Source organism: Streptomyces sp. NPDC127084 (assembly GCF_042724175.1).
Taxonomy (GTDB): domain Bacteria; phylum Actinomycetota; class Actinomycetes; order Streptomycetales; family Streptomycetaceae; genus Streptomyces.
On sequence record NZ_JBHXFA010000016.1, the window covers coordinates 26762 to 51027 of the forward strand.

18 protein-coding genes and 1 pseudogene are annotated in these 24266 nt (G+C 71.3%); 12 read left to right on the plus strand and 7 right to left on the minus strand.

Features of this window, described 5'->3' with window-relative positions; genetic code table 11:
- From ACFWI9_RS06315 to ACFWI9_RS06330, 4 genes and pseudogenes are all read right to left on the minus strand, one after another.
- Positions 1-187, minus strand: a pseudogene (locus tag ACFWI9_RS06315) (ADP-ribosylglycohydrolase family protein); the annotation flags it as partial.
- A complete protein-coding gene (locus ACFWI9_RS06320; protein WP_387159356.1) occupies positions 184-1335 on the minus strand; it encodes an ADP-ribosylglycohydrolase family protein in 1152 nt (383 codons plus the stop codon). The gene ACFWI9_RS06320 and the pseudogene ACFWI9_RS06315, both read right to left, overlap by 4 nt.
- Before the next feature lie 1154 nt (positions 1336-2489).
- Positions 2490-3737 carry an ADP-ribosylglycohydrolase family protein gene (locus ACFWI9_RS06325; protein ID WP_387159357.1) on the minus strand — a complete coding sequence of 416 codons (1248 nt, stop codon included), beginning with the start codon at positions 3735-3737 and terminating at the stop codon, positions 2490-2492.
- Complete coding sequence (locus ACFWI9_RS06330; protein WP_387159358.1) at positions 3719-4753, minus strand: ADP-ribosylglycohydrolase family protein; 1035 nt, start codon at positions 4751-4753, stop codon at positions 3719-3721. The genes ACFWI9_RS06325 and ACFWI9_RS06330 overlap by 19 nt, the downstream gene beginning before the upstream one ends.
- Before the next feature lie 186 nt (positions 4754-4939).
- Here ACFWI9_RS06330 and ACFWI9_RS06335 point away from each other — a divergent pair, with 186 nt between their 5' ends.
- From ACFWI9_RS06335 to ACFWI9_RS06345, 3 genes are all read left to right on the plus strand, one after another.
- Entirely contained in the window at positions 4940-5668 is a 729-nt protein-coding gene (locus ACFWI9_RS06335) for a VIT1/CCC1 transporter family protein (protein WP_387159359.1), read from the plus strand.
- 390 nt (positions 5669-6058) lie between these two features.
- Positions 6059-10627: a glutamate synthase large subunit gene (gltB, locus tag ACFWI9_RS06340; protein WP_387159360.1), complete on the plus strand. Its 4569-nt coding sequence runs from the start codon at positions 6059-6061 to the stop codon at positions 10625-10627.
- Positions 10620-12080 (plus strand): glutamate synthase subunit beta, encoded by a 1461-nt coding sequence (locus tag ACFWI9_RS06345; RefSeq protein ID WP_387159361.1) that lies wholly within the window; start codon positions 10620-10622, stop codon positions 12078-12080. The genes gltB and ACFWI9_RS06345 overlap by 8 nt, the downstream gene beginning before the upstream one ends.
- A 132-nt stretch (positions 12081-12212) precedes the next feature.
- On the opposite strand, the gene ACFWI9_RS06350 is transcribed toward ACFWI9_RS06345, so the two are convergent.
- Complete coding sequence (locus ACFWI9_RS06350) at positions 12213-13406, minus strand: helix-turn-helix domain-containing protein (RefSeq protein ID WP_387159362.1); 1194 nt, start codon at positions 13404-13406, stop codon at positions 12213-12215.
- Between the two features lie 791 nt (positions 13407-14197).
- Between ACFWI9_RS06350 and ACFWI9_RS06355 the strand changes: the two genes are divergently transcribed.
- The 4 genes from ACFWI9_RS06355 to ACFWI9_RS06370 all read left to right on the plus strand — a co-directional run bounded on the left by ACFWI9_RS06355 (position 14198) and on the right by ACFWI9_RS06370 (position 16839).
- Positions 14198-14920, plus strand: coding sequence for a VWA domain-containing protein (locus tag ACFWI9_RS06355; protein WP_387159363.1), 723 nt, complete (start codon positions 14198-14200; stop codon positions 14918-14920).
- Positions 14921-14984: 64 nt separating this feature from the next.
- Complete coding sequence (locus tag ACFWI9_RS06360; RefSeq protein WP_387159364.1) at positions 14985-15380, plus strand: VOC family protein; 396 nt, start codon at positions 14985-14987, stop codon at positions 15378-15380.
- 154 nt (positions 15381-15534) lie between these two features.
- Positions 15535-16173 (plus strand): hypothetical protein, encoded by a 639-nt coding sequence (locus tag ACFWI9_RS06365; protein ID WP_387159365.1) that lies wholly within the window; start codon positions 15535-15537, stop codon positions 16171-16173.
- Positions 16174-16335: 162 nt separating this feature from the next.
- Complete coding sequence (locus tag ACFWI9_RS06370) at positions 16336-16839, plus strand: pyridoxamine 5'-phosphate oxidase family protein (protein ID WP_387159366.1); 504 nt, start codon at positions 16336-16338, stop codon at positions 16837-16839.
- Positions 16840-16884: 45 nt separating this feature from the next.
- Here ACFWI9_RS06370 and ACFWI9_RS06375 read toward each other — a convergent pair whose 3' ends face one another.
- Positions 16885-17877, minus strand: coding sequence for an acyl-CoA dehydrogenase family protein (locus tag ACFWI9_RS06375; protein WP_387159367.1), 993 nt, complete (start codon positions 17875-17877; stop codon positions 16885-16887).
- 106 nt (positions 17878-17983) lie between these two features.
- Complete coding sequence (locus ACFWI9_RS06380) at positions 17984-19144, minus strand: acyl-CoA dehydrogenase family protein (RefSeq protein WP_387159389.1); 1161 nt, start codon at positions 19142-19144, stop codon at positions 17984-17986.
- A 92-nt stretch (positions 19145-19236) separates the two neighbouring features.
- Between ACFWI9_RS06380 and ACFWI9_RS06385 the strand changes: the two genes are divergently transcribed.
- The 5 genes from ACFWI9_RS06385 (at position 19237) to ACFWI9_RS06405 (ending at position 24124) form a co-directional block, all read left to right on the plus strand.
- Positions 19237-20037, plus strand: a complete 801-nt coding sequence (locus ACFWI9_RS06385; RefSeq protein ID WP_387159368.1) for an SDR family oxidoreductase — start codon at positions 19237-19239, stop codon at positions 20035-20037.
- Between the two features lie 35 nt (positions 20038-20072).
- Positions 20073-20687, plus strand: a complete 615-nt coding sequence (locus ACFWI9_RS06390) for a TetR/AcrR family transcriptional regulator (protein WP_387159369.1) — start codon at positions 20073-20075, stop codon at positions 20685-20687.
- Between the two features lie 20 nt (positions 20688-20707).
- Positions 20708-21865 carry an acetyl-CoA C-acetyltransferase gene (locus tag ACFWI9_RS06395; protein ID WP_387159370.1) on the plus strand — a complete coding sequence of 386 codons (1158 nt, stop codon included), beginning with the start codon at positions 20708-20710 and terminating at the stop codon, positions 21863-21865.
- Positions 21866-22122: 257 nt separating this feature from the next.
- Entirely contained in the window at positions 22123-22326 is a 204-nt protein-coding gene (locus tag ACFWI9_RS06400; RefSeq protein WP_361278210.1) for a cold-shock protein, read from the plus strand.
- Between the two features lie 112 nt (positions 22327-22438).
- Positions 22439-24124, plus strand: coding sequence for a DEAD/DEAH box helicase (locus tag ACFWI9_RS06405; protein WP_387159371.1), 1686 nt, complete (start codon positions 22439-22441; stop codon positions 24122-24124).
- The last annotated feature ends 142 nt before the right edge of the window (positions 24125-24266 follow it).

Genomic DNA, 24266 nt, shown 5'->3' on the forward strand with positions numbered 1-24266 from the left:
GCCCACCCCCGGCCTACGGGGGCCCGGGCGGCCCCGCGCCCCCCCCCGCGCGGGGCGCGGCGCGGGCCCCGCGGCCCCCGCGCCAGCGTCCGGCGATCTCCGAGACGTCGCGTCCGTCCTCGGCGGCCTGGCGCAGCTCATGGCCGACCAGATCCTCGGGCTGGACCCAGGTGAGCCGCAGGTTCACCGGGCGGCGCCCATCAGCTCGCTGAAGGCCGCCTCATGGGCACGGCGGCGCTCCGTGTCACGGGCGAACACCTCCCGGGCGACCTCCGCCAGCTCCCGTGCGGGAGCGTGCAGATCCAACCGGCTGGCCTCGGCGACGGTCTTCGCCCATTCGGCCGGGATCGGCTCCTCGCCGTGCAGCGCACCCGCGATCGCGCCGGACATGGTGGCGATGGAGTCGCAGTCGCGGCCGTAGTTGACGGAGCCGAGCACCGTACGGCGGTAGTCGCCATCCCCGATCAGCAGCATCCCCAGCGCGATCGGCAACTCCTCGATCGCGTGCAGCCGCGATGGTCTGCGGGCGACGAGTGACGGCGAGCGGTAGTCGGGGCCGACCGTGTCGAAGGGCGCGACGGCATCCCGCAGCGGACGCAGTGCGGGCTCGAAGTCGCGGTAAGCGGTGGCGGCTTCGGCGACGGCCTCGATCGCGGAGCGGGTGCCGTCCTTGGCGAGAGCGAGGCAGGTGTCGACGACGCTGCCCGGCCCCGCCCCGGGCACACAGGCCGCGGCGACCGCCGCCGCGAAGACCCCCGCCGCCTCACGGCCGTACGAGGACTGGTGGGCACCCGCGATATCCAGCGCCTCGGCGTACGCGGCGGCGGGGTTGCCGGCGTTGACCAGGCCGACCGGTGCCATGTACATCGCCGCACCGCAGTTGACGATGTTGCCGCTGCCCGCCTCACGCGGGTCGACGTGCCCGTAGTGCAGCCGGGCCACCAGCCACTTCTCGGCGAGGAAGATCCGCTGGAGCGGCAGCGCCTCGGCTTCCAGCTCGGGAATCCAGCGCGGTGTGCCGATCAGATCGGGTACGAGGTGCTCGGCGATGGCGTACGCGTCGAGGTGGTCGCGCACCGTCGCGTAGACGCGTACGAGGGCGTGGGTCATCAGGGTGTCGTCCGTGACGTGCCCATCGCCTTTGTGGTACGGGGCGATCGGCCGGGCGGTCGACCAGCCGTCACCGTGCCAGGGCCCGACGATGCCTCGGACCCGGCCGCCGTGGCGTTCCATGATCTGTTCCGGGGCGTAGCCCTCGACCGGACCACCGAGGGCGTCACCGACCGCGGCGCCGAGGAGGGCGCCGGTGAGGCGGGCTTCCAGGGGGAGTGTCATGCCCGAATTGTCCACCCCGCGCGCCTACACCCCGCGCTGCCCCGCTGCACGGTGCGCCCGGGTTTCGCGGCGTTGCGCACCCTGTTGCGCGGGGTGCCGGGCATGTCCGGTGTTCCGCACCTCATGTGGTGGGCCGGTGTGTCCGGCCTCAAACGCCGGCCGGGCTGGGTGGTCGTGGTTGCCGTACCCCCGTAGTGCCCGGTTGCGCGGGGTGCCGGGGGTGTCGCGGTGTTCCGCACCCCGTGTGGTGGGCCGGTGTGTCCGGCCTCAAACGCCGGCCGGGCTGGGTGGTCGTGGTTGCCGTACCCCCGTGGTGCCCGGTTGCGCGGGGTGCCGGGGGTGTCGCGGTGTTCCGCACCCCGTGTGGTGGGCCGGTGTGTCCGGCCTCAAACGCCGGCCGGGCTTGGTTTCGTGGGCTGGGCCGGGTCCGTGGGAGTGAGGTTGGGCCGCTGCGGGGCTCATGTCCGGGACCGTGCTGATTTACGGCGCGGACGGGTCTCCACGCAGAGTTGCCCTGCGTCAGCGCCACAAATCACACGTGAGCGTCCCGAACACGACCCCTCCGCGTCCCTGTCGTGGCCGGCGGTGGTGGCCGGGCCCGGTGGTTGGCTTTCCACCGCCCCTTGGGGCCTGGCCGTCTGCGGGACGGGGGACGTGCAGGGGTCGTGTCCGGGACGCTTACCCCCAGACTTCGTCCGGGGGACCCCCAGATTTGTGGCGGCAGCGCCGTAAATCACACGGTCCCGGATACGAGCCCCGGAACGGCCCCAACGGCGCGCTCTCGGCGACGGGCACCCCCGACCACCCAGCCCGGCCGGCGCTTGAGGCCGGACACTCCGGGCACCGCTACGGGGTGGGGTGCACCGCGACACCCGGCCGCCTCGTGCGACGGGGCTCACCGGGGTGCGGCGACTCCGAGCCCCCAGCCTGGCCGGCGTTTGAGGCCGGACACACGGGCCCATCGAACGAGGTAGGGGTGCACCGCGACACCCGTGCGACGGGGCGCCACCGGGTGCGGCGACTCCGAGCCCCCAGCCTGGCCGGCGTTTGAGGCCGGACACACCGGCCCACCGTGCGGGGTGCGGAACACCGAACGCGCCCGGGCCCCGTGCAACGGGGCACCACAGGGTGCGGGAGGCCGCGGCGCGCCGCGGTCACTGCGCGGGCGGGCGCACCGCCGTGGCGAGGTGGTCCGCGAGGGGCACGAGGTCGGTGCCCGCGAGGTGGGGGAGGGCGCAGCCCGCGAGGCTGCGGCAGGCCTCGCGCCACGCGACGGGCACCGCCGCCCCGCCACCCCACGCCCCGGTCAGCGCGCCCGCGAGGGCCGGCGCGGAGTCGGCCACCCGGGACAGGCAGGCCGCCGCCGGGATCGCCAGGGCGACCTGCCCGCGCGCCGCCGTCGCGAGGGCGAGGGCCACCGGGACGGTCTCCGCCGCGGCGATGCCGTAGCTGTAGACGTGGTCGACGATCTGGTGCTCCAGCAGCGGGACCAGGGAGAACGCGTCGTCCGCGTCCCGGGCGAGCTTCACCGCGTGCCGCGCGTTGCGGCCGATCTCGGTGGCCTCGGGGAGCTCCGCCAGCGCCGCGTCGACCGCCGCGCATACGGACGCGCCGCCCAGCGCCGCGGCGATCGCCGCCGCCATCGCACGGGCACCGTGCACCCCGTCCCCGTCCTGGGTATAGCGGGCGTCGAACTCCGCGAGTTCGGCGGCGGCTCGCGGGTCACCGGGGTGGACCGCGCCGAGTACGGCGGCGCGGACGCAGGCCGCGTCGTCGAAGTAGTGCGGATTGTCGTGGCCGGTCGCGGGTGGACGCAGCCCGGTGGCGAGATTGCCGAGACCGGCGCGTACGGAGATACGAGCGCGCAGGGGCAGCACGGCGGACTCGACCTCCGGGGCGCGGGCCGCGGCAGCGGCGACCTTCCCGGCCATGGAGTTCCAGGCGAGGTCCACCGCGGCGCGCATCCGGCGCCCCAGGTCGTCCCGGTCGCCGGCGCCACCCGACCCGGCGAGGATCGTCTCGGCGGTGAACGCCGCCCACTCGGCGTCGTCCGAAGGGCCGAGCCGCAATGGCTCGGGGGCCTGGTTGAGAGCGATCGGGACGGGCAGGGTCGTCGTCGCGTTCTGCTCCGCGAAGGTGTCGAGTTCGCGGGTGAGGCGGCGGGTCCACTCCGGCATCCGGGCCGCGCGGTGCCGTGCTGCGGGCCACCCCGCCGCGTCCCCTGCGGCCAGCCCGAGCAGCAGGCCTTCGATCCGGTCCCGGAGGTCGGTGGCCGGTTCGGCCCGGGCCCGGTGGTCCGGGACCGCCCGGTGGTCCGGGACCGTCTCGTGGTCGATGTCCGGTGCCGCGGCCGGGGGAGCGGCCGCCGGCTCGGCGGCGGGGTCTAGTGGGCCGGGGGGCATGGCAGAGCCTCGGTGTCGGTGTCGTTTTCGGGGATGAGCAGGTCGGCGATGTCGAGCACGTGGTAGCCCCGCATGGAGGGGAGGCAGCTGCCGCGCACGGGACCGATCGCCTCCGCCCACTCGCGGGGGATCGCGGTGGCGCCGGACATCGCCCCGGCGAGGGCCCCGGCGACCGCCGCTGTGGTGTCGGCGTCGCGGCCCATGTTGACCGCGGTGAGCACCGACGTGCGGAAGTCACCGCGGGCCGCCGCGAACGCGCCGAAGGCCAGGCCGACCGCTTCCGGGGCGAGATCCGTCCAGGGGTAGCCGCCGATGACGACCGCGGACCGTACGGCGCGTTCGCGCAGCACGGGGTCGGGGTCGGCGGCCTGTTCCGCCGCCACCACCGCACGGCGCATGGAGCGCGCCGTCCAGGAGTCCATCGGGACCACGGACAGCGCCGCGCCGATGACCCCCGCGGGACCCGCGCCGGCCATCGCCGCCGCGACCCCCGCCGCCACCGCCTGCCCGCCGTAGATGCCCTCGCCGTCATGGCTGACGCAGCCGTCGATCGCGACCAGCCGCGCCGCCTCCGCCGGGTCGCCCGCCGCGAATACGCCGAACGGGGCCGCGCGCATGGCGAGGCCGTCGCTCCAGGCGTGCCGGTGCTGGGCCGTGATGGGGGCCGCCAGACCGCGCCGCAGGTTCTCCAGGGTGCCTCGCTCGCTGAAGCCCGCGCCCCGGAAGGGTCCCTCGTCGAGGTCGGCGATCCAGCGGTGCCAGGCGCTCTCGACATGGGCCACGGTCAGCGCGGAGCCGTGCCTGGCCAGCAGCAGCCCGGAGAAGATCGCGTACTCGGTGTCGTCCGTGCCCGCCGGGTTGTCCGTCACGAACCCTTCGATCCGTCCCCAGCGGTGGCGGATCTCGGACGGCCGCAGGTTCTCGGCGGGCGCGCCGAGCGCGTCGCCGACGGCCAGTCCGAGCAGTGCGCCGCGGGCCCGGTCGCATGAGATGCACTCCAACGCGTCACCCCGCATCCGAGTCTGTTCTGGATGCTTGCCACGTGCGCAGCCCGGTGCGCCGCCAGATGGCCTCATGTCACCCGGCTGACCGTGGCCGAGCCCAGGTAAGTAAAGCCTGCCTTGCTGGCACGCCCCTTACATCGCGCGTATTTTCGAGGTGTTGAGCAGAGCACGACATGAGCACGGAACCAGGGGAGAGCTGTGTCCATCATCGAAACCGAGGCCGCACTTCACGAGGCGCACCGCGACAATCACACGCACCGCGATGTGAACGGCGGCTGGCTGCGCCCCGCGGTGTTCGGCGCGATGGACGGGCTTGTCTCCAACCTCGCCCTGATGACCGGTGTCGCCGGTGGCGCGGTCTCCCAGCAGGCCATCGTCATCACCGGCCTCGCGGGCCTCGCGGCCGGCGCCTTCTCGATGGCGGCCGGTGAGTACACCTCGGTGGCATCGCAGCGCGAGCTCGTCCAGGCGGAGCTGGATGTCGAGCGCCGGGAGCTGCGCAAGCACCCGGTGGACGAGATGGAGGAGCTCGCAGCCCTGTACGTAGCGCGGGGTGTGGAGCCGCGTCTCGCCCGCGAGGTTGCCATGCAGCTCTCCCGCGACCCCGAGCAGGCGCTGGAGATCCACGCCCGCGAGGAGCTCGGTATCGACCCGGACGACCTGCCGTCGCCCGCCGTCGCCGCCGTCTCGTCCTTCGGCTCGTTCGCCCTCGGCGCGCTGGTGCCGGTGCTGCCGTACCTGCTCGGCGCCACCGCCCTGTGGCCCGCCGTGCTGTGCGCGCTGATCGGGCTGTTCGCCTGCGGTGCGCTGGTCGCCCGGGTGACGGCCCGCGGTTGGTGGTTCAGCGGGCTGCGGCAGCTCGCGCTCGGTGGCGCGGCCGCGGCGCTCACTTACGGGGTAGGCTCCCTGGTCGGCGCCGCGATATGACCCCCTCATCACCTTTTGCGAGGCCGCTCTGTGACGTACGTCCGGTGTCGCGGGGGCGTGCGCGATGCGACACTGTGCTTGGCGCCACAGGGCTGCTGTAACCCGACGGTTTCGAGGACGTAACCGCTGGGCATGAGCGCGTAAGCGCCGCGGGCAACGAAGCTCGCTCCGCTCGGTCGGGACCACGGACACAAAATCGGTCTGTACCCACTCCCACCTGCGCCGCTGTCCCACCCCTTCGCAGCGTCGTCGCAGCATATGTCCGCATGTTGGAATGAGCTATCCACCGCTCGGGATTCACTCCATCATGTAACCTGCACGAAAATTTTCGCGAGGGCCAACGTCGTCCCTCGGCACTTGCACATGCCAATGACGACGACGGGAGAGCCGATGCGTTCCGACGCCTGGTCGCCCATGGACGGTCGCCCCGCCCCGCAGGGGATGTACGACCCCCGTAACGAGCACGACGCCTGCGGTGTCGGGTTCGTGGCCACCCTCACCGGTGTAGCCAGCCATGAGCTGGTCGAGCAGGCGCTGACCGTTCTGCGCAACCTGGAGCACCGCGGCGCCACCGGCTCCGAGCCCGACTCGGGTGACGGCGCCGGAATCCTGCTCCAGGTCCCGGACGCGTTCTTCCGCGAGGTCGCCGGATTCGAGCTGCCCGAGGCCGGCGCCTACGCCGTCGGCACCGCCTTCATCCCCGAAGGCGGTCAGGACGAGGCCGTCTCGCGTATCGAGGCGATCGCCGCCGAGGAAGGGCTGACCGTCCTCGGCTGGCGCGACGTCCCCGTCGCCCCCGACCTGCTCGGTGCCACCGCCCGCTCGACCATGCCGGTCTTCCGCCAGCTCTTCGTGAGCGGGGGCGAGAGCGTCGGCATCGCGCTCGACCGCAAGGCGTTCGTGCTGCGCAAGCGCGCCGAGCGCGAGGCCGGGGTGTACTTCCCGTCGCTCTCCGCGCGCACCATCGTCTACAAGGGCATGCTGACCACCGGCCAGCTCGAACCCTTCTTCCCGGACCTGTCGGACCGCCGCCTCGCCACCGCCGTGGCCCTGGTCCACTCCCGGTTCTCCACCAACACGTTCCCGAGCTGGCCGCTCGCCCACCCGTACCGCTTCGTCGCCCACAACGGCGAGATCAACACGGTCAAGGGCAACCGCAACTGGATGCGCGCCCGCGAGTCCCAGCTGGTCAGCGACCTCTTCGGGAACGGCCACGACGGCTCCCTGGAGCGGATCTTCCCGGTCTGCACACCCGACGCCTCCGACTCCGCCTCCTTCGACGAGGTCCTGGAGCTGCTGCACCTCGGTGGCCGCTCGCTGCCGCACAGTGTGCTGATGATGGTCCCCGAGGCGTGGGAGAACCACGACTCGATGGACCCGGCCCGGCGCGCCTTCTACCAGTACCACTCCACGATGATGGAGCCCTGGGACGGCCCCGCCTGCGTCACCTTCACCGACGGCGTCCAGGTCGGCGCCGTGCTCGACCGCAACGGTCTGCGCCCCGGCCGCTACTGGGTCACCGACGAGGGCCTCGTGGTGCTCTCCTCCGAGGTCGGCGTGCTCGACATCGACCCGGCCAAGGTCGTCCGCAAGGGCCGCCTCCAGCCCGGTCGCATGTTCCTGGTGGACACCGCCGAGCACCGGATCATCGAGGACGACGAGATCAAGTCCGCCCTCGCCGCCGAGCAGCCGTACCAGGAGTGGCTCGAGGCCGGTGAGATCGAGCTCGAGGACCTCCCCGAGCGCGAGCACATCGTGCACACCCACGCCTCCGTCACCCGCCGCCAGCAGACCTTCGGCTACACCGAGGAAGAGCTGCGCGTCCTGCTCGCCCCGATGGCCCGTACCGGCGCCGAGCCGATCGGCTCCATGGGTACGGACTCCCCGATCGCGGCGCTCTCCGAGCGCCCCCGGCTGCTGTTCGACTACTTCACCCAGCTGTTCGCCCAGGTGACCAACCCGCCGCTGGACGCCATCCGCGAGGAGCTCGTCACCTCGCTGTACTCGTCCCTCGGCCCCGAGGGCAACCTGCTGGACCCGAACGCGGCCTCCTGCCGCTCGGTCACCCTGCCGTTCCCGGTGATCGACAACGACGAGCTGGCCAAGCTCATCCACATCAACGCCGACGGCAACATGCCCGGGATGAAGGCCGCGACCCTCTCCGGCCTCTACCGGGTCTCCGGCGGCGGCGACGCGCTGGCCGCCCGTATCGACGCGATCTGCGCCGAGGCGGACGCCGCCATCGAATCCGGCGTCCGGCTGATCGTGCTCTCCGACCGGCACTCCGACGCCGAGCACGCCCCCATCCCCTCGCTGCTGCTCACCGCCGCCGTGCACCACCACCTGATCCGCACCAAGCAGCGAACCCAGGTGGGCCTGCTGGTCGAGGCCGGGGACGTGCGCGAGGTGCACCATGTCGCCCTGCTCATCGGCTACGGCGCCGCGGCCGTCAACCCGTACCTCGCCATGGAGTCGGTCGAGGACCTGCTGCTCGCCGGTACGTTCATCGAGGGCGTCGAGCCCGAGCAGGCCATCCGCAACCTGATCAAGGCCCTCGGCAAGGGCGTGCTCAAGGTCATGTCCAAGATGGGCATCTCGACCGTGGCGTCCTACCGTGGCGCGCAGGTCTTCGAGGCCGTCGGTCTGGACGAGGCCTTCGTCGCCCGCTACTTCGCCGGCACCGCCACCAAGATCGGCGGCGCCGGGCTCGACGTGGTCGCCAAGGAGGTCGCCGCCCGGCACGCCAAGGCGTACCCGGCCAGCGGAATCGCCCCGGCGCACCGCGCGCTGGACATCGGCGGCGAGTACCAGTGGCGCCGCGAGGGCGAGCCGCACCTGTTCGACCCGGAGACCGTCTTCCGGCTCCAGCACGCCACCCGCGGCAAGCGCTACGACATCTTCAAGAAGTACACGGACCGGGTGAACGAGCAGTCCGAGCGGCTGATGACGCTCCGCGGCCTGTTCGGCTTCAAGTCCGACCGCGAGCCGATCTCCATCGACGAGGTCGAGCCGGTCAGCGAGATCGTCAAGCGCTTCTCCACCGGCGCCATGTCGTACGGCTCCATCTCCAAGGAGGCGCACGAGACCCTCGCCATCGCCATGAACCAGCTGGGCGGCAAGTCCAACACCGGTGAGGGCGGCGAGGACCCGGACCGCCTGTACGATCCCGAGCGCAGGTCCGCCATCAAGCAGGTGGCGTCCGGCCGCTTCGGCGTCACCTCCGAGTACCTGGTCAACGCCGACGACATCCAGATCAAGATGGCCCAGGGCGCCAAGCCCGGTGAGGGCGGCCAGCTGCCCGGTCACAAGGTCTACCCGTGGGTGGCCAAGACCCGGCACTCCACCCCGGGTGTCGGGCTGATCTCCCCGCCACCGCACCACGACATCTACTCCATCGAGGACCTGGCCCAGCTGATCCACGACCTGAAGAACGCCAACCCGGCCGCCCGCGTCCATGTGAAGCTGGTGTCCGAGGTCGGTGTCGGCACGGTCGCCGCAGGTGTCTCCAAGGCGCACGCGGACGTGGTCCTGATCTCAGGTCACGACGGCGGCACCGGCGCCTCCCCGCTCACCTCGCTGAAGCACGCGGGCGGACCGTGGGAGCTCGGCCTCGCCGAGACCCAGCAGACCCTGCTGCTCAACGGGCTGCGGGACCGCATCGTCGTGCAGACCGACGGGCAGCTGAAGACCGGACGCGATGTCGTCATCGCCGCGCTGCTCGGCGCCGAGGAGTTCGGCTTCGCCACCGCGCCGCTCGTCGTCTCCGGCTGCATCATGATGCGCGTCTGCCACCTGGACACCTGCCCGGTCGGCATCGCCACCCAGAACCCGGTGCTGCGCGAGCGCTTCAGCGGCAAGGCCGAATTCGTGGTGAACTTCTTCGAGTTCATCGCCGAGGAGGTCCGCGAGCTGCTCGCCGAGCTGGGCTTCCGCACCCTGGAGGAGGCCGTCGGCCACGCCGAACTGCTCGACACCTCCCAGGCCGTGAACCACTGGAAGGCCCAGGGCCTCGACCTGGCCCCGCTGTTCCACGTGCCCGAGCTGCCCGAGGGCGCCGTACGCCACCAGCTCGTCGAGCAGGACCACGGTCTGGCGAAGGCCCTGGACAACGAGTTGATCCGGCTGTCCGCCGACGCGCTGTCCGCCGCCTCCGCCGAGGAGGCCCAGCCGGTCCGCGCCCAGGTCGCGATCCGGAACATCAACCGGACCGTCGGCACCATGCTGGGCCACGAGGTGACCAAGAAGTTCGGCGGTGCGGGTCTGCCCGATGACGCCATCGACATCACCTTCACCGGTTCCGCCGGCCAGTCCTTCGGCGCGTTCCTGCCCCGCGGTGTCACCCTGCGGCTGGAGGGCGACGCCAACGACTACGTGGGCAAGGGCCTGTCCGGCGGCCGGGTCGTGGTCCGCCCCGACCGCGGCGCCGACCACCTGGCCGAGTACTCCACCATCGCGGGCAACACCATCGCCTACGGCGCCACCGGCGGCGAGCTGTTCCTGCGCGGCCGTACCGGCGAGCGCTTCTGCGTCCGCAACTCCGGCGCGCTGGTGGTCTCCGAGGGTGTCGGCGACCACGGCTGCGAGTACATGACCGGTGGGCACGCCGTCGTACTCGGCGAGACGGGACGCAACTTCGCGGCCGGTATGTCCGGCGGCATCGCGTACGTCATCGACCTCGACCGCGACAACGTCAACGCCGGCAACGCGGGCGCCGTCGAAGCGCTGGACGACACCGACAAGCAGTGGCTGCACGACGTCGTGCGCCGCCACCAGGAGGAGACGGGTTCCACCGTCGCCGAGCGGCTGCTCGCCGAGTGGCCCGTCGCCGTGGAGCGCTTCAGCAAGATCATCCCGACCACGTACAAGGCAGTGCTCGCCGCCAAGGATGCCGCTGAGCTCGCCGGTCTCTCCGAGCGGGAGACCACCGAGAAGATGATGGAGGCGGCGACCAATGGCTGACCCCAAGGGCTTCCTGACCACCGGGCGCGAGGTCGCCGAGACCCGCCCCGTCGCCGAGCGCGTCAAGGACTGGAACGAGGTCTACGTCCCCGGCTCCCTGCTGCCGATCATCAGCAAGCAGGCCGGGCGCTGTATGGACTGCGGTATCCCGTTCTGCCACAACGGCTGCCCGCTCGGGAACCTGATCCCCGAGTGGAACGACTACGCCTACCGCGAGGACTGGCAGGCGGCCAGTGAGCGTCTGCACGCCACCAACAACTTCCCCGAGTTCACCGGAAGGCTGTGCCCCGCCCCGTGCGAGGCGGCGTGTGTGCTCGGCATCAACCAGCCCGCGGTCACCATCAAGAACGTCGAAGTCTCCATCATCGACAAGGCGTGGGACGCCAACGACGTCAAGCCGCAGCCGCCCGAGCGCCTGTCCGGCAAGACGGCCGCCGTCATCGGCTCGGGCCCGGCCGGTCTCGCCGCCGCCCAGCAGCTCACCCGCGCCGGACACACCGTGGTGGTGTACGAGCGCGCCGACCGCATCGGCGGCCTGCTGCGCTACGGCATCCCCGAGTTCAAGATGGAGAAGCGGCACATCAACCGCCGTATCGAGCAGATGCGCGCGGAGGGTACGAAGTTCCGCACCGGTATCGAGATCGGCCGCGACCTGACCGCGACGGACCTGCGCAAGCGGTTCGACGCCGTCGTGATCGCCGCCGGTGCCACCACCGCCCGCGACCTGCCCGTACCGGGCCGCGAGCTGAACGGCATCCACCAGGCGATGGAGTACCTGCCGCTCGCCAACAAGGTGGTCGAGGGCGACTTCGTTGCCCCGCCGATCACCGCGGAGGGCAAGCACGTCGTGGTCATCGGCGGCGGCGACACCGGCGCCGACTGCGTCGGCACCGCCCACCGCCAGGGCGCCGCCTCGGTCACCCAGCTGGAGATCATGCCCCGCCCGGGCGATGAGCGGAACGCGGGCCAGCCCTGGCCGACGTTCCCGATGCTCTACAAGGTGACCTCCGCGCACGAGGAGGGCGGCGAGCGGGTCTACTCCGTCTCCACCACCCATTTCGAGGGCGACGAGGACGGCAACGTGCAGTCCCTGCACCTCATCGAGGTCGAGTTCGTGGACGGCAAGCTGACCCAGAAGCCCGGCACCGAGCGCAGCATCCCCGCCCAGCTCGTCACCCTCGCCATGGGCTTCACCGGCACGGACGTCCAGAACGGCCTGGTCTCCCAGTTTGGCCTGGAGCTGGACGAGCGGGGTAACGTGTCCCGGGACGCGGACTTCGCGACCAACGTCGACGGCGTCTTCGTCGCCGGAGACGCGGGCCGCGGCCAGTCCCTGATCGTCTGGGCCATCGCCGAGGGCCGCTCAGCCGCCCGTGGTGTGGACCGCTACCTCACGGGTGCGAGCGACCTCCCGGCCCCGATCCGCCCGACGGATCGCGCGCTGATGGTCTGACATCCCCCATAGACGTTGCGTACAACGGCGTACGGAACTGACACGGCGCCTGCCCCGTCCCCGACCGGACCCTGGGCAGGCGCCGTGGTGTGTGCGGGGTGTATGCGGAGTGGGACGCCATGGGACGCGCGCTCAGCGGACAGGCAGATCGGGACCATCGGCGCCGAGCTGGCTCGGCTCAGCGGCGGATTCGGCGGATTCGGCCTTCGCCGTGCGTTCGCGGAGTACGAAGGTGGCCCGCTGGAGGGTGAGGCCGTAGCTCTGATGCGCCTCCGTGATCACGTGCGCGTCCATGACCTTGTCCACCCGGGGATCCCAGAACCGGCGTGCTGACTGGTTGATCGCGATGTCGCCGTGGTCCGCGATCCACGCGGGCGCCTGACGGTACGCCCGGCGCAGGTCAGGGCGTTCCAGGATGTCCCGTTCCATGTCCCTCAACCGCGGGTGATCCGGAAACTGCTGGATGGTCGCGGAGAAGTAGGCGAGGGTCGGCATGAGCCAGTCCTCGAACCAGGCGTCCCGGTCGCCGGCGCCGAGGATCAGATACGAGTCGGGGTGGAACAGGACGTACCGCGTGGTGTTGTGGAACGGGTGGGCGCTGACGTGCGGTCGCACGGGTCCGAAGATGTCCCGGAAGGCCTGATTGCCGATCACGATGTCCCAGCACTCCGTGTAGGCGACCGAGAGGTGCTCCAGACCGTCGATCAGCTCCTGGTAGAGCGCCAGGTCCGGCCTGCGGCGAAGCTCGCTCGCCGGCGGTGGGGGTGGGATCTTCCCCGTGAGTACGTACAGGTCGTTGCGGTTCTCCCCGCTCATGTGCAGTGCCTCGGTGAGACGCTCCACCTCGTGTGTCTCCAGCCGGTAGGCGCGGGCCATCCAGTTCCGCAGCGACTTCGCGGAGATGCCCAGCCTGTCCGCCAGCTCCTTCCAGGTGATGCCCTCGGCCTTGAGCAGCCGCCTCAGCAGCGCGACGATAAGAGCGTTCTGCGCGGGCGGTTCCCCGGCCACCGGGGCTTCCTGCCCGGGGAGCGGCGCGGTCCGGCCGCCGTTGCCCGTCAGGAGGGCGAGGGAACGGCGGTCATCGGCGCCCATCTCCAGCGCGTCGGCGAGCCGCTCGGCCTGCGCCTCCGGAAGCCGGTACGCGTGCCGCAACCAGTACCGGAGCGAGTTCGGCGCGATGCCTATCTCGCTGGCGAGCCGACGCAGGGTCAGGCCTTTGGCCTTCGCCAGCCTGCCGACCAGTTGCGCCACCATGGCGTTGCGCGCCTCAGGCCCCGCCGGCACCGCTGGCTTTGCGTCCAGTCCTGCCGTATGGGTTTGGGGCATAGCCCGGGACCTCCCCGCTGTGCCGACGTCGCGTCGGCGGAATCGCAACCTCTTCACACAGTGTCTCGAACACCTTACCGAGCGATATGCGCAGGTCGCGGGCTGAGGCCGGTCAAAGGACCCAGTCTGCCGGAACCGAACGGCAAAAAGGGAAGGCTGACTTCCCTCCGCTGGCGGATCGTCGCGAACCGGCCATGATGGGGAACACCCCGAACGCAACCAGCCGCCGCCAGAGGTCGCAAAGACCGTGGCGGGGGTGTGGCGATCCCCTTGCCGCTTCTCGACGGGGGTGTGAAGCGGCACAAACGGGGGATGGCCGCTCACCGGGGATGCCACGGTCCGGTACGGCGAGCCGACAACGGCTCGCCGTACCAGGGACTTGGCCGTCTGCTGGACGGACACTCCGCAGGTCGGAGACCGGCCCGCGCCTCTGATGCCTCGGGGACGTGGGGCCGGATGGACATAGAGTGCTCCCTGCGCGGCTTCAACCACCACCGCATCAAGTAGCGCAGCGTGTCCACACGGTGGTCATTCCGGCACTGCCGGTCAACGTGCTGACGCTGCCCGATCGGGCCCGTGATGTGCTGCACCGAGGCGCAGGCCAGGGGCATTCTGATCGTGAATCAAGCTCCCTGGTACTCGTCTTGACGACCTACCATCAGCTACAGGCCGAAGCGTTGTCGCAGACGGCGCCTGCGGATGTGATCGCGAGGCTGCTTCAGTCACGCTGGCGCGCCTGTGAAAGCGTTGACTCCCCGCCCAGCCCACAAGTACCGCGAACGGAGCGCATCATGGCGGCTGTCAGTCTTCGCAAGATAGAGGAGACCGCCCCTGCCCTCGTCAGCCTCTACAAGAGTGCCGGCGTCTCGTTGCGGAAGCACGGGCTCAGTGGGCAGCAGGTCGCGGTCTATCTGGTGGTCGACTACTCGGGGTCGATGAAGCCCTACTACAAGGACGGCAGCGTCCAGGCGCTCGCCGACCGGGTGCTCGGGTTGTCCGCGAACCTGGATGACGACGGGCGGGTGCCCGTCGTGTTCTTCTCCACCGACATCGACGCGGAGACCGAGATCGCGCTCGCCGACCACCGAGGGCGTATCGACCGGATCGTCGCCGGGCTCGGGCATATGGGGAAGACGAGCTACCACCTGGCGATGGACGCGGTCATCGATCACTACCTCGACAGCGCTGCGACCGCTCCCGCCCTGGTCGTGTTCCAGACCGACGGCGGGCCCATCAACAAGCCGGCCGCCGAACGCTATCTGTGCAAGGCGGCCAAGCTGCCGATGTTCTGGCAGTTCATCGGATTCGGTGACCCCGGCAGCAAGCAGTTCGACTTCCTGCGCAGGCTGGATGAGTTGGCCGTACCCGGCAAGCGGCCCATCGACAACGCCGGGTTCTTCCACGCGGGGCTGGACCCACGCCAGGTGCCGGACACAGAGTTGTACGACCGGCTGGTGGCGGAGTTCCCGGCGTGGCTGGCCAACGCCCGGCGGATGGGCATCGTACGGTCCTGACCAGCGCGGAACGAGGCCGGAATTCAGGTGCACTGGCACCGCGCGGCGTGGAAGGGTGGCGCTCATGACCACCTTGGTGCGACATGTGACGATCGACAGTTCCGACGCCTACGAGCTGGCGTGCTTCTGGGCAGGGGTACTTGAGTGCTCCCTGGGCGCCGACGACCATCCCGGTGACGAGGAAGCGCTCGTGGAGGCACCCGGGGTCGGCATCCTCTTCGTGACCGTGCCCGAGAAGAAGACCCAGAAGAACCGAGTCCACCTGGACCTCCAGCCGCAGGAACGCACCCGGGACCAGGAGGTCGAGCGGCTGCTGAAGCTCGGCGCCTCGCTGGTCGCCGACCGGCGCAACGCGGACGGCACCGGTTGGGTGACGCTCGCGGATCCCGAGGGGAACGAGTTCTGCGTGGAGCGCGGCGCCGGTGAGCGGAGTGCGGGGACCGCCGTCCAGGCCGGTTGAACCCGTTCCGGGTACGTCCGGTAACACCGGCTATCGAGAACCGGGTGACCCACTGGTAGCTTGCTGCTCCTGCCAGTTGACCCCGGGGGGACCCATGAGCCAACCGCCGTATCAGCCGCCACCGCCTTCACACCCACCGCATCAGCCCCCACAGATGCCGCCCCAGGCCCCGGCGCAGCAGCCGCCGTCGCCTGGCTTCTACAACCCGTACACCCAGCCCGCCCCGCAGCAGCCGCCGCCGGGCTTCGCCTCCGCGCCGTTCCCCGGCCAGCCCCAGATGCATCCCGCGCAGCCCTTCGTCGCGGTCCCCGCCGGTCAGCGGCCGGACGGCGGCGGCAGCCCGGTCGCCGCGGTCATCCTCGCCTTCTTCGTCTCGGTCCTGATCTCGCTGCTCTACAGCGGCATCATGGTGTTCACGTACAAGGACCAGTCGGTCACCGCGGCCAACACCCTCTACTTGACCCATGCGTTGGTGAACGCCGCGATCGTCGGCATCCTGGCCGGTCTCCTGGGCCGCCGACGCAACGGAGCCCACGTCGGTGCGGCCGTGGTCGCCGTGCTCGGTACCTTCTTCGGCTACTGCAACGCCGTCCTGCTGATCCTCGCCGAGAGCCGATCGCCCTCGTTCGTCACAGAGGTGCTGGAGGAGGAGCCCTTCTTCCCCGCCAAGGCCTGGTGGTACGGAGGGACGGCCGGCGACATCGACTGGTTCTCCCCGCTCGGCCTGGTCCTGGCCGCCGTGGTCGGCTGGGGCGTCGCCCGCCTCATCGGGGCCCGGCGCCGTCAGGGGTGACTCCGCCGCCGGTGCTGGTCCAACCACGGCGGACACAGCGAGGCGGATTCCGCCCCTCGTCTCCCGGGGCACCTCACCGCCGGTCAGCCGTCCCGTCCCGCGATACCCCGTATCGGCCCAATCACGACAGCGGATGTCGGGTATCCGCGCTTCGATGGATCCATGACCTACAGCTGGACAGACTTCCAGGCGGCGGAGCCCGACTTCGCCGCCGCCGTGCAGCAGCGCTTCGAGAAGCACACCCACCACATCCTCGCCACCGTGCGCAAGGACGGTTCGCCCCGGGTGACCGGTCTCGAGGTGAACTTCCGGTTCGGTGAGCTGTGGCTCGGGATGATGCCGAACTCCCGCAAAGCGTCGGACCTGCTGCGTGATCCCCGGCTCGCGATCCACGCCAACCCCGGGGCCGACGCGTCCATGGAGGACGGGGACGTGCGGATCGCCGGGCGGGCGGTGGAGGTGACCGACCCGGAGACGAAGGACCGGTTCCAGTCCGAGGACGGTGAGCCGCTGCCGTTCCACCTCTTCCGGGTGGAGCTCGCCGAGGCCGTGCGGACCACAGTCGACGGCGATGAGCTGGTGCTCCAGACCTGGAGGCCGGGGCGAGCGCTGCGGACGATCCGGCGCGGGAACGACGCCAGTCCGGCCCGTACCGTCCCAAGCTGACCCCGGTCAGCCGGTCGGTCACGACCCCGCCGGTCAGTGAGCCGGTCAGCCGGACAGCACCGCCGCCCTGCACTGTGAGGGCGTCCCCCAGGCGTCCCGCAGCGGGCGCGCCTTGCGGAGCCACCACGCCAGGTCGAGCTCCTCGGTGTAGCCGATCGCACCGTGTACCTGGAGGGCGGTGCGGGCGGCGGTGTAGGCGGCCTCGCCGGCCGCGACCTTCGCCGCCGCGATATCGGCGGGGGACAAGGTCAGCGCCGCGCCGAACACCAGGGGGCGGGCGAACTCCAGCGCGATCAGTGTGTCCGCCAGCCGGTGTTTGACGGCCTGGAAGGAACCGATAGCGGTGCCGAACTGGGTGCGCTGCCTCGCATACGCGACCGTACGGTCCAGCAGCGCCAGCCCGACGCCCAGACTCTGCGCGGCCGCGGCCAGCCGCGCCCAGCTCTCCGCCGCCTGTGCGGCGCGTGCCACGTCTGCTCCGGTGGCGAGGATCTCGCCGCCCACGGCGGTCTGGGTCAGTCGGCGTGCCGGATCGGCGGAGGCGCGTACCGGCCCGTGGTGTCCGGACGCGAGGCGCAGCCGCGCGGAGGGCTCGTGCTCGTCCGGAACGGCCACGAGCACGCAGTCGGCGAGGTCCCCGTCCAGGATGAACGGGCCCGAGCCCGGTATCCGCAGGGTCGCCGCCACCTCTCCCGACGCGATCCCCGGCAGCAGCCGTTTCGCGGGGCCGGGGTCACCGAGTCCGGCGAGCAGTACGGCGGCGGCGGCCGTCTCCACGAGGGGGCCGGGTACCACGTGGCGGCCCAGTTCCACGAAGGCGAGGGCCAGTTCGACGGGGCGCTGCCCCAGCCCGTCGTAGGCCTCGGGCACGGCCAGCGCGAAGACCCCGGCTTCCGCGAGACGGGTCCACAGGGAGCGTCCCGGGGCCGGGTCACCGGCGGCCCAGGCCCGTGCCACCGACGGTGTTTCCGCCGCCGTCAGCAGGGCGTCCAGCGAGCGGGTGAACGCCTGCTGTTCACCGGTGGGCAGGAACTTCACGGGGCGCCTCCTGCGCGTGTGGCGGCTGGTCGGTGGGCCGGGTCGGTCAGCTCGGTGGGCTGGGTGGCTGGGCTGGGCTGGGGTGGGCTGGGGTGGGCCGGGTCGGTCAGCGGCGCCCCCTGGGCAGGCCGAGCAGCCGCTCCGCGATGATGTCCCGCTGGATCTCGTTCGTCCCGGCGTAGATCGGCCCGGCGAGCGAGAAGACATGGCCCTCCGCCCAGCCGCTGCCCGTCTCGTCCGCCAACGCGCCTTCCCCGCCCAGCAGATCGAGCGCGGTCTCGTGCAGCGCGATGTCGTACTCGGACCAGAAGACCTTGTTCACACTGGCCTCGGCGCCGATCGCGGCACCCGCGGCGAACCGGGACGCGTGCCCGTGGGTGAAGAGCTGGTAGGCGCGGGCGCCGATCACCGCGTCCGCGACGCGGTCGCGCATCGCCGTGTCGGCGGGGTCGCGAACCGAACGCCACAGCTCCACCAGCCTGTCCGCGGCGGCGAGGAAGCGCCCGGGGGAGCGCAGGGTGAGACCGCGTTCGTTGCCCGTCGCCGACATGGCGATACGCCAGCCGTCGCCGGGCGCGCCGATCACGTCCTCGTCCGGTACGAAGACCTCGTCCAGGAACACCTCGGCGAAGGCGGGTTTGCCGTCGAGGCGCCCGATCGGGCGGACGGTGACCCCCGGTGCCCGCAGGTCGAACATCAGATAGGTCAGCCCCCGGTGCGGCCGGTCGGCGTCCGTCTCCGGGACGGTGCGGAAGATACCGAAGGCACGGTCCGCGAACGCGGCGCGCGACGACCAGGTCTTCTGCCCCGACAGCAGCCAGCCGCCGTCCGCGCGTACGCCGCGGGAGCGCAGCGACGCCAGGTCGGAACCGGCTTCGGGCTCCGACCAGGCCTGCGCCCAGATCACCTCGCCGCTCGCCATGGGCGGCAGCACCCGTGCCCGCTGCTCCGCGGTGCCATGGGCGAAGAGGGTGGGGGCGAGCAGGCTGATCCCGTTCTGCGAGACCCGGCCGGGTGCGCCCGCCGCGTAGTACTCCTCCTCGAACGCCAGCCAGCCGAAGATGTCTGCGCCACGGCCCCCGTAGACCTCCGGCCAGGACACCGCCGACCAGCGGCCGGCGTGCAGTGTGGCCTCCCACTCCCGGTGCGCCGCGAAGCCCTCCGCCGTCTCCAGGGACGGCAGCGGGCGGGCGGGGACATGGGAGCGCAGCCAGTCGCGGGCGAGTGCCCGGAAGGCGGTCTCGTGGTCCGAGGGGGTCAGGTCCATGAGGTGCCCGCTTCCATCCCAGGTGCCGAAGGCATCGAACGAAGACATCGGAGGCGTTCCCTAACAAGTGTTTGGTAGGTTAACGTGCTGATGTGACGGACAACAAGGCTCAGTACGTTCCGGGGCACGCCCTGCTGGCCGGGCGCAGCGCCGTCATCACCGCCGCCGCCGGAGCCGGGATCGGCGGGGCCACCGCCCGCCGCTTCCTTGAGGAAGGCGCGCGGGTGCTGATCAGCGATGCCCATGCGCGCAGGCTCAAGGAGACCGAGGAGGCGCTCGCCGGGGAGTACGGGGTGGAAGCCGTCGCCGCGCTGCCCTGCGACGTCACCGACGAGGCTGCCGTGCAGGCCCTGTTCGGGGAGGCGGTACGGCTGCACGGAGGTCTCGACCTCGTCGTCAACAACGCGGGTCTCGGCGGGACGGCACCGCTCGTCGACATGACCGACGAGCAGTGGACCCGGGTTCTGGACGTGACGCTGACCGGCACCTTCCGCTGTACGCGCGCGGCCCTGCGCGCCTTCCGCGACGGGGGCGGAGGCCGGGGCCAGGGCGGGGCGATCGTCAACAACGCGTCCGTCGTCGGCTGGCGCGCCCAGGCCGGCCAGGCCCACTATGCCGCCGCCAAGGCCGGTGTCATGGCCCTCACCCGGTGCGCGGCGCTCGAGGCCGCGGCGTACGGGGTCCGGGTCAACGCCGTCGCGCCGAGCCTCGCCATGCATCCGCACCTGGTGAAGGTCACCTCGTCCGAACTGCTCGCCGAGCTCACCGAGAGGGAGGCCTTCGGGCGGTACGCCGAGCCCTGGGAGGTCGCCAACGTCATCGTCTTCCTGGCCAGCGGCTACTCGTCGTATATGACCGGCGAGACGGTCTCCGTGAGCTCCCAGCACGCATGAACGCACGCATGAACGCACCCGTGAACAATGGACCGGTGCCTACCGCAAAGAAGAAGACCCAGGTGACCGCCTCTCCCACCAGGCGCCGTGAACTGCTCGACACCGCCGCCGAGGTGTTCGCCGCCCAGGGGTACAACGCCACCACCGTCCGCCGGATCGCGGACGAGGCCGGGATGCTCGCGGGCAGCCTGTACTACCACTTCGACTCGAAGGAGTCGATGCTGGACGAGATCCTCTCCGCCTTCCTCGATGAGCTCTGGGCCGGATACGACGCCGTACTCGGCGCGGGTCTCGGGCCCCGGGAGACCATCGAGGCGCTGGTCACCGAGTCCTTCCGGGAGATCGACCGGCACCGCGCCGCCGTCGCGATCTACCAGAAGGAGTCGAAGCACCTCTCCGTACAGCCGCGTTTCCACTATCTCGGCGACTCCCAGCGGAAGTTCGAGAAGGCCTGGCTGGGGACCCTGGAACGCGGGGTGCGGACCGGGGTGTTCCGCGACGACCTGGACATCCGGCTCACCTACCGGTTCGTCCGCGACACGGTGTGGGTCGCCGCGTCCTGGTACCGGCCGGGCGGCGGGCACAGCCCGGACGAGATCGCCCGCCAGTACCTGTCGATGGTGCTGGACGGGATTTCCGTACGCCCCTGACGACCCGAGGAGCAGCAGCCATGGCCGAGGCCTACATCGTCGAAGCGGTCCGCACCCCCGTGGGGCGGCGACGGGGAGGCCTCGCGGCCGTGCACCCCGCTGACCTGGGCGCACACGTCCTCACGGCCCTGGTCGCCCGCTCCGGGATCGACCCCGCCGCCGTGGAGGACGTGGTCTTCGGCTGCCTGGACACGGTCGGCCCGCAGGCCGGGGACATCGCCCGTACCTGCTGGCTGGCGGCCGGCCTGCCGGAGGAGGTGCCCGGCGTGACCGTCGACCGCCAGTGCGGCTCCTCCCAGCAGGCGGTGCACTTCGCCGCCCAGGGCGTGCTCTCCGGGACACAGGACCTGGTCGTCGCGGGCGGGGTGCAGAACATGTCGCAGATACCGATCGCCTTCGCCTCCCGGCAGGCCGCCGAACCCCTGGGCCTCACCGAAGGCCCGTTCCACGGCTCGAAGGGATGGCGGGAACGCTACGGCGACGCGCCCGTCAACCAGTTCCACGGCGCCGAGCTCATCGCGCGCCACTGGGGCATCACGCGCGGCGACATGGAGGAGTTCGCGCTGCGCTCCCACCAGCGCGCGCTCCGCGCGATCGACGCGGGCCGCTTCGAGCGCGAGACGGTCCCGTACGGCGAGGTGAGCCTGGACGAGGGCCCGCGGCGCGACACCTCCCTGGAGAAGATGGCCGGCCTCCGGCCCGTGGTGGACGGCGGCACCATCACCGCCGCCTGCTCCTCGCAGGTCTCGGACGGCGCGGCGGCGATGCTGCTGGCGAGCGAGCAGGCGGTACGCACGCACGGGCTGACCCCGCGAGCCCGTATCCACCATCTCTCCGTGCGCGGCGAAGACCCCATCCGCATGCTCTCGGCTCCCATCCCGGCAACCGCCCACGCGCTCCGCAAGACCGGTCTGTCCATAGACGACATCGACCTCGTGGAGATCAACGAGGCTTTCGCCCCCGTTGTTCTCGCTTGGCTCAAGGAGACCGGAGCAGATCCGGCCCGGGTCAACGTCAACGGAGGCGCCATCGCGCTCGGGCATCCACTGGGCGCGACAGGCGTCAGGCTGATGACGACGCTGCTGCACGAGCTGGAGCGCACCGGTGGCAGATACGGGCTGCAGACCATGTGCGCGGGTGGTGGTCAGGCGAATGTGACGATCATCGAGCGCTTGTGACGCGCGCCCGTACGGCCTTGTGGCGGCTCTGTGCGCGGGGGCGAGGCGGCAATGCCATGGTCCGGCCGACCGTGGTTTCGGCGGGTCGCGGCCGCGGCAGCACACGATTCAGAGGTCGGGTGTGCTAGTCTCCGAGTGTTGCAGTTTTGGTACCCATGAACGTTATGTGCGCCTGACGGGAAATGTTCGTCGGGCGCATTTTTGTTTTCCGGAGTTTTTCCGGATGGGGCTGCTCGACCTGATCAGGAGAAAAAGTTATGGCCACCGGCACCGTGAAGTGGTTCAACTCGGAAAAGGGCTTCGGTTTCATCGCGCAGGACGGCGGCGGCCCCGACGTCTTCGCCCACTACTCGAACATCGCCACCTCGGGCTTCCGTGAGCTCCAGGAGGGCCAGAAGGTCTCCTTCGACCTCACCCAGGGCCAGAAGGGCCCGCAGGCGGAGAACATCCTCCCCGCCTGACACCAGCGCGCCCAGACCCTGCCCGACAGGGTCTAGCTCGCAGCCGGGACCCGCGCCGCCATGGCGCGGGTCCCGGTTTGTGCTGTCCATGAGGTCCAGGAAGGCAATCCCGATGACCCGTACCGAACGCCCCGGAGCCGGCCAGGCACGCAGGGGCCCGTCGCAATCCCGTGGCAGGGCAACCGCGAGGACTTCCGGGAAGCCGTCCGCGCGGACCTCCCCGAAATCGTCCGCACGCGGCGTCGCCGGATCCGCCGGGGAGTTCACCCTCCCCGAGACGGTCACCCCGGCGCTGCCCCCGGTCCAGGCGTTCGCCGAGCTCGACATGCCGGCGGCCCTGCTGAAGACGCTCGCCGCCCAGGGCGTGACAGACCCGTTCCCCATCCAGGCGGCGACCCTGCCGAACTCCCTGGCCGGCCGAGACCTACTCGGCCGTGGGCGGACCGGGTCCGGCAAGACCCTCTCCTTCGGCCTGGCGCTGCTCGCCCGCACCGCCGGCCGGCGCGCCGAGCCCGGCGCGCCGCTCGCCCTGGTGCTCGTGCCCACCCGTGAACTTGCCCAGCAGGTCACCGACGCCCTCACTCCGTACGCGACCGCGGTCAATCTCCGGTTGACGACGGTGGTCGGCGGGATGTCGATCACCAGGCAGGCGGGCTCGCTGCGCAGGGGCGCCGAGGTGCTGGTGGCCACCCCCGGGCGGCTGAAGGACCTCATCGAACGCGGCGACTGCCGACTGGACCAGGTCGCGATCACCGTGCTGGACGAGGCCGACCAGATGGCCGACATGGGCTTCCTGCCGCAGGTCACCGCGCTCCTGAAGCAGGTCGAACCGGGCGGTCAGCGGCTGCTGTTCTCGGCCACCCTGGACCGCAACATCGACCGGCTGGTCAAGCAGTTCCTCAGCGATCCCGTGGTGCACTCGGTGGACCCGTCCGCGGGCGCGGTCACCACCATGGACCACCATGTCCTGTACATCGCCGACGAGACGGACAAGAAGGCGGTCACCACGCGCATAGCGGCCCGCGACGGCCGGGTCATCCTCTTCCTGGACACCAAGCGGTCCGTGGACCGGCTGGTCAAGCGGCTGCTCGCCAGCGGCGTACGGGCGGCGGGCCTGCACGGGGGCCGCTCGCAGCCGCAGCGCAACCGCACCCTCGACCAGTTCAAGAGCGGGCATGTCACGGCACTGGTCGCGACCAACGTGGCGGCCCGCGGTATCCACGTGGACGACCTCGACCTGGTCGTGAACGTCGACCCGCCGACCGACCACAAGGACTACCTGCACCGGGGCGGGCGCACCGCGCGCGCCGGTGAGTCCGGCAGCGTCGTGACGCTGGTGCTGCCGGAGCAGAAGCGCGAGATGACCCGGCTGATGGCGGACGCCGGAATCAGCCCGCGGACAGCCAGGGTGAAGTCCAGCGACGAGGAACTCGCCCGGCTGACCGGAGCCCGCGAGCCGTCCGGTGTCGCGGTCACCATCGACGTACCGCAGCCGCCGCAACCGGCGTCGGCGACGTCGACGCGGCCGCAGCGCAGGCGCGCCCGGAGCGGTGCTGCCCGTGGCCAGTCAACGGGGGGCGCTCAGGGGAGCGGCTCCACCCGAGGCCAGGGGAGCGGTGGTCAGGCGGGCCGTGGCCAGAGCAGTGGCGGCACCCGCGCCCAGACGGGCAGCGGTCAGGCCGTACGCGGCCCGGCCGTGCGCGCCGATGGCGGCCACGCCCAGGGCCGGAGCCGCACCTCCGGTGCCACCCGCGGCAGCGGTGGCGGAGGCGGCGGCAGGCGCTCCGCCTCCCGATGACCCCACTCACGGTGGACCGGCCGACAGGGCAAGGCGGTCGGTTCACCGGATCGCCGTCGTCCGTGTGATCTGCCGGCGACACGACTTCGCACCCGGTCCAACAGACCGGGCATACGCGTGCTCCGTCGGGCTGGTCCGTTTA